General features: G+C 73.5%; 6 protein-coding genes. All 6 read right to left on the bottom strand.

From position 1 onward, the window contains the following. On the bottom strand, positions 1 to 372 hold a 372-nt coding region (locus VGD85_RS11150), incomplete at its 3' end, for an FtsX-like permease family protein (protein WP_331063510.1). Beyond that, positions 369 to 1,133: an ABC transporter ATP-binding protein gene (locus VGD85_RS11145; RefSeq protein WP_331063509.1), complete on the bottom strand. Its 765-nt coding sequence runs from the start codon at positions 1,131 to 1,133 to the stop codon at positions 369 to 371. The genes VGD85_RS11145 and VGD85_RS11150, both read right to left, overlap by 4 nt. A gap of 100 nt (positions 1,134 to 1,233) precedes the next feature. Then, positions 1,234 to 2,838, bottom strand: a complete 1,605-nt coding sequence (locus VGD85_RS11140; RefSeq protein ID WP_331063508.1) for a polyketide antibiotic transporter — start codon at positions 2,836 to 2,838, stop codon at positions 1,234 to 1,236. Beyond that, positions 2,835 to 3,743, bottom strand: coding sequence for an ABC transporter ATP-binding protein (locus VGD85_RS11135; protein WP_331063507.1), 909 nt, complete (start codon positions 3,741 to 3,743; stop codon positions 2,835 to 2,837). The genes VGD85_RS11140 and VGD85_RS11135 overlap by 4 nt, the downstream gene beginning before the upstream one ends. Positions 3,744 to 3,822: 79 nt before the next feature. Further along, entirely contained in the window at positions 3,823 to 4,473 is a 651-nt protein-coding gene (locus VGD85_RS11130; protein ID WP_331063506.1) for a TetR/AcrR family transcriptional regulator, read from the bottom strand. Continuing rightward, positions 4,449 to 4,700: hypothetical protein (locus VGD85_RS11125; RefSeq protein ID WP_331063505.1), on the bottom strand; the 252-nt coding region annotated here is incomplete at its 5' end. The genes VGD85_RS11130 and VGD85_RS11125, both read right to left, overlap by 25 nt.

Below are 4,700 nucleotides of genomic sequence, written 5' to 3'. Positions count from 1 at the left end.
GAGCCAGGCCAGCCCGGCGCCCAGCGCCGCCGCGATCGTGGCGACCAGCAGCGTCTCGGCCCGGACCAGCCGCGAGGTCTGGCGCGGGGTGGCGCCGACCGTGCGCAGCAGGCCGATCTCGACCTCGCGCTGGGTGACGGTGATGCCGACGGTCGAGACGACCGCGGAGAGCACGATGATCGCGCCCCAGGCACCGACGACGGTGCCCATCGTCCGCAGCGTGTCCTGGTCCGCCGCGGAGACGGGGCCGGAGGCGCTGGCGGACAGGGTGGCGAAGGACCCCATCAGCGCGGTGCCGAGCAGCACCGCGACGAACGTCGCGACCGACGCGGTCGCGCGGTGGCGCAGCGAGCGCCAGGCGAGGCCGGTCATCGGGCAGCCCCGGCCACGAGGTCGGAGAGGTGGGCGAGATGGCCGGCGACCGCGTCGGCGGTGGGCCGGTCCATCCGCCCCGCGACCCGGCCGTCGACGAGGAACACGACGGTGTCGGCGTACGACGCCGCCACGGGGTCGTGGGTCACCATCACGATCGTCTGGCCGAGCGTGTCCACGCTGTCGCGCAGCAGCGCCAGCACGCCTCGTGCGGTGGTGGAGTCCAGCGCACCGGTCGGCTCGTCCGCCAGCACCACGGCGGGCGCGGTGACGAGGGCGCGGGCGATCGCCACCCGTTGCTGTTGACCGCCGGAGAGCGAGCCGGGCAGGTGGTCGCCCCGATCGGCGAGACCCACGGTCGCGAGGAGCTCACGGACCCGGTCGCGGTCGGGCCGGTGGCCGGCCAGCCGCAGCGGGAGCCCGGCGTTCTGCTCGGCGGTCAGGTAGGGCATCAGGTGGAAGGCCTGGAAGACGAAGCCGATCCGCTCCCGGCGCAGCCGGGTGCGGTCGTTCTCGTCCCAGTCGGTGATGTCGTGGCCGTCGACGAGCACGCGGCCGGCGGTGGGCGGTTCGAGGCCGGCGGCGCAGTTGAGGAACGTCGACTTGCCGGAGCCGGACGGCCCCATGACGGCGGTGAAGGTGCCGGGCGCGAACGCGAGGTCGACCCCGCGCAGCGCGGTGACCGCGCCGGGGCCTTCGCCGTACGTGCGGGTGAGACCGCGGACCTCGAGGGCGGCGGGAGCGGTGGTGGGTGAGTTCATGCTTCGACGCTAGGAGCGCCGCGGCCCGGTCTCGATGGGCCTGGACCGCCGATCGGGGTGGGGTTTTCCCTACCCCGATCGGCTCGCCCGGCGGCTCAGCTCAGCCCGCCGTGAGGTCGCGGGTGCGGAACCGCGCCGTGCCCGCGGCCACCAACGCGGCCGCGACCAGCGTGAGCACGACGAGCGGCAGGGCCGACTGGGTCTCCAGCGGGACCTGGGCGACGTGGCTGAGCGGTGAGACGTCGACCAGCGGGTCGGGCAGGTCGAGCGCGAAGCCCAGATAGCCCACCACCATCGCGTATCCGGCGACCAGCCACACCCCGTTGAGCCACCCGGGAGCGATCCCGAAGCCCACGACGCCGATGCCGAGCAGCACCGCGATCGCCGGGAGATAGAACAGCGTGCCGAGCACGACGTCCCAGAAGTGCCCGCCCTCGCCGGTCACCAGCGCCGCGGTCGCCCCCATGCCCACGCCCGCCGCGAGCAGGGCGACGACGGTCCCGACGAGCGCGGCGCCGAGGCCGGCCAGGAGCCAGCGGGGCCGGCTCACCGCCGCGGCCAGCGAGCTGCCGGCGCGCCCGTCGCGCTCCTCGACGGAGAGCCGGTGCAGCGCCACGATCGCGTAGCAGAGCACCACGTAGGCGTTGAAGAGGGCGCAGGTCGCCAGATAGCCGTCGACCATCCGGGTCGGGTCGCCGCCCATCGCGTCGATCACCATCTGGTTGTCGAGGTCCGCCAGCGACGACTGCACCGAGTCGGTCAGGCCGCCGTACAGCGCGCCGAGCACCAGCAGCACGGCCGCCCAGACGACGAGCGAGGTCCGCTCGAGCCGCAGGGCGAGCGCCAGGGGGCCCCGCAGCGCCGGCATCGCGGCGGCGTTGCCAGGACGGGTCGCCAGCAGGCCGGCGCCCAGGTCGCGACGGGCCTGCAGCCGGGACGCGACGGCGAACAGCGCGCCCGCGGCGGCGACGCCGAGCAGCAGCGGCCACCAGCGGCCGTCGTAGAACACCCGGGTCTGCTGGGCCCAGGCGAACGGCGAGAACCACGACAGCCAGCTGCCCTGGTCGGCCAGCACGTCGCCGGCGCCGCGGATCGCCACCGCCGAGCCGATCGCGAGCGACGCCATCCCCGTCGCCGTCCGGGAGTGGCCGGACAGCTGGGCGGTCACCAGCGCGATCGCGCCGAACACCAGGGCGACCATGGTCATGCTGGCGCCGAAGAGCCACGAGCCCCCGACCCCGTAGTCCGCCGGCAGGATGAAGATCGCGCTCAGCACGCCGAGCAGCAGGCTCGCCCCGACGGTCAGCACCGCGGTCACGGCCAGCGGTGCGTGACGGCCGACGGCGGCCGCACGGACCATCTCCAGCCGGCCGGCCTCCTCCTCCACGCGGGTGTGGCGCCCGACGAGCAGCACGGTCAGGAACGCGGCGCCGAGGTAGAGGTACAGCGCGTACGCGCCGGCGAACGCAGTCGCGTGGTTCGGGTCGTCCCACCCGAACCCCGGGCCGCTCATCACCGTGCCGGCCGGGCTGTCCATGAAGTCGGCGATCGCCTTCAGGTCCTCCTTCTCGGGGTAGGCGACCTGGAGCGCGTTGGCGAAGTACGACGCCATGACCGCGATGCTCAGCAGCCAGACCGGCAGCTTGACCCGGTCCCGCCGCAGCGCGAGGCGCAGCAGCGCCCAGAACCCGGCGTACTGCCTCATCGGGAGACCGCCTCGCCGGTCGCCTCGCCGGCGTACTGCCGCAAGAACAGCTCCTCCAAGGACGGCGGGTTGCTGGTGACCGTGACCAGGTCGAGGTCGGCCAGCGCCTTCATCACCGGCCCGGTGTGCTCGCGGTCCAGGCGGAAGGACACCTCGCCGTCGACGACCTCGAGGTCGTGCACGCCGGCCAGCCCGGCCAGCGCCGACGCGTCGTGGCGGGTGGTCGCGACCACCCGGCTGCGGGTGAGGTGCCGCAGCTCGTCCAGGCGCCCGGACTGGACGTTGCGGCCGTTGCGGATGATCGTCACGGTGTCGCAGAGCTTCTCGACCTCGGCCAGGATGTGGCTGGACAGGAGCACGGTGCGGCCCTGGTCGCGCAGCTCGCGGATGCAGTCCTGGAAGACCTGCTCCATCAACGGGTCGAGACCGGCCGTGGGCTCGTCGAGGACGTAGAGCTCCACGTCGGCGGAGAGCGCGGCGACGAGCGCGACCTTCTGCCGGTTGCCGGTGGAGTAGGTGCGGCCCTTCTTGGACGGGTCGAGCTCGAACCGCTCGATCAGCTCGTCGCGGCGCGTCACGCTCACGTGGCTGCGCAGGCGGTGGAGCACGTCGATCGCCTCGCCGCCGGTGAGGGTCGGCCAGAGGTGGACGTCGCCGGGGACGTAGACGAGGCGCTGGTGCAGGTCGACCGCGTCGTGCCACGGGTCGCCCCCGAGCAGGCTCACCGATCCGGAGTCGGCGCGGAGCAGGCCGAGCAGCACCCGGATCGTGGTCGACTTGCCGGCGCCGTTCGGGCCGAGGAAGGCCGCGATCTCGCCGGGCTGGACGGTCATGTCGAACTCGTCCAGCGCGCGGACGGGCCCGAAGGTCTTGGTGAGCTTCGCGATCTCGATGACAGCAGACATGGAGGTCCCTTCTCTGGGTGAGGAGGTGGGGTGGGGAGGTGGTCGAGACGACCGGGAGACGGAGGGGCGGGTACGGCGCTCAGGCGCCGGCCGCTCCGTCGGGCGGGTCCTTCATGTACGTCATGTAGGTCTCGAGCATCGAGGAGTCCGTGAGCAGCCCCTGGGTGTAGAGCTCCAGGGCCGGCAACGTCATCTGGTCGAGCCATCGCCTCATCGAGCGCTGCGGCTCGGGGTCCTCGTCGAGGGCGGCGGTCACCACGGCGCCGCCGAGCATCGCGAGCGTGAGGAAGCGGGCCCGGGCGCCGGGGTCCCGGCTCGGGTGGATGACCCCCTCGGCGACCGCCTTCTCGGTGTACTCCTCGGCGTCGGCGATCATCCGCTCGACGAACTGCCGGGCCAGCGGGCCGCCCTCGCGCATCGCCTGGATGAGGTAGCGCATCATCGGGGCATACTGCTCGAGGCTTGCGAGGTTGCGCAGCATGTTCGCGGCCGGGTCGCCCTCGAGGAACTGCTCCTCCTTGGCGGCCCGGATCTCCTCGAGGATCTGGGTGTCGCACGCCTCGCGCAGACCGGCCTTGGAGCCGAAGTGGTGCCGGATCAGGCCGAGCGAGACGCCGGCCGTCTCCGCGATCGCGCGCAGCCCGACGCCGAACCCCTCGCGCCCGAACAGGTCGATCGCGGCGTTGCGGATCCGGGCTCGCGCCATCAGGTCGTCGGCTGCTGTACGCACGTATAGCAGACTATACATGCGTACAGTCGGAGGGCAAGCCGCGACCGCCGAGGGGCCCGCCCGGTCCGGCGCTCAGCCCTCGCCGGCGCCCGGGCGGGGACCGTCTCGTCGTCGGTCTCCTCGTCCTCCACGTCTCCGGCCACGTCTCCGGCCACGTCTCCGGCGTCCCCCGGGTCCGGGGCCTCGCCGGCCGCGCCCGGGTGGCGGCGGCGGTGCCGCAGCTCGAC

The sequence above is a fragment of the Nocardioides sp. genome, from assembly GCF_036401255.1.
In the GTDB taxonomy this organism is placed as follows: Bacteria; Actinomycetota; Actinomycetes; order Propionibacteriales; family Nocardioidaceae; genus Nocardioides.
Note: the sequence above shows the minus strand (reverse complement) of the source record. Positions and strands in the feature narration are given on the sequence as shown.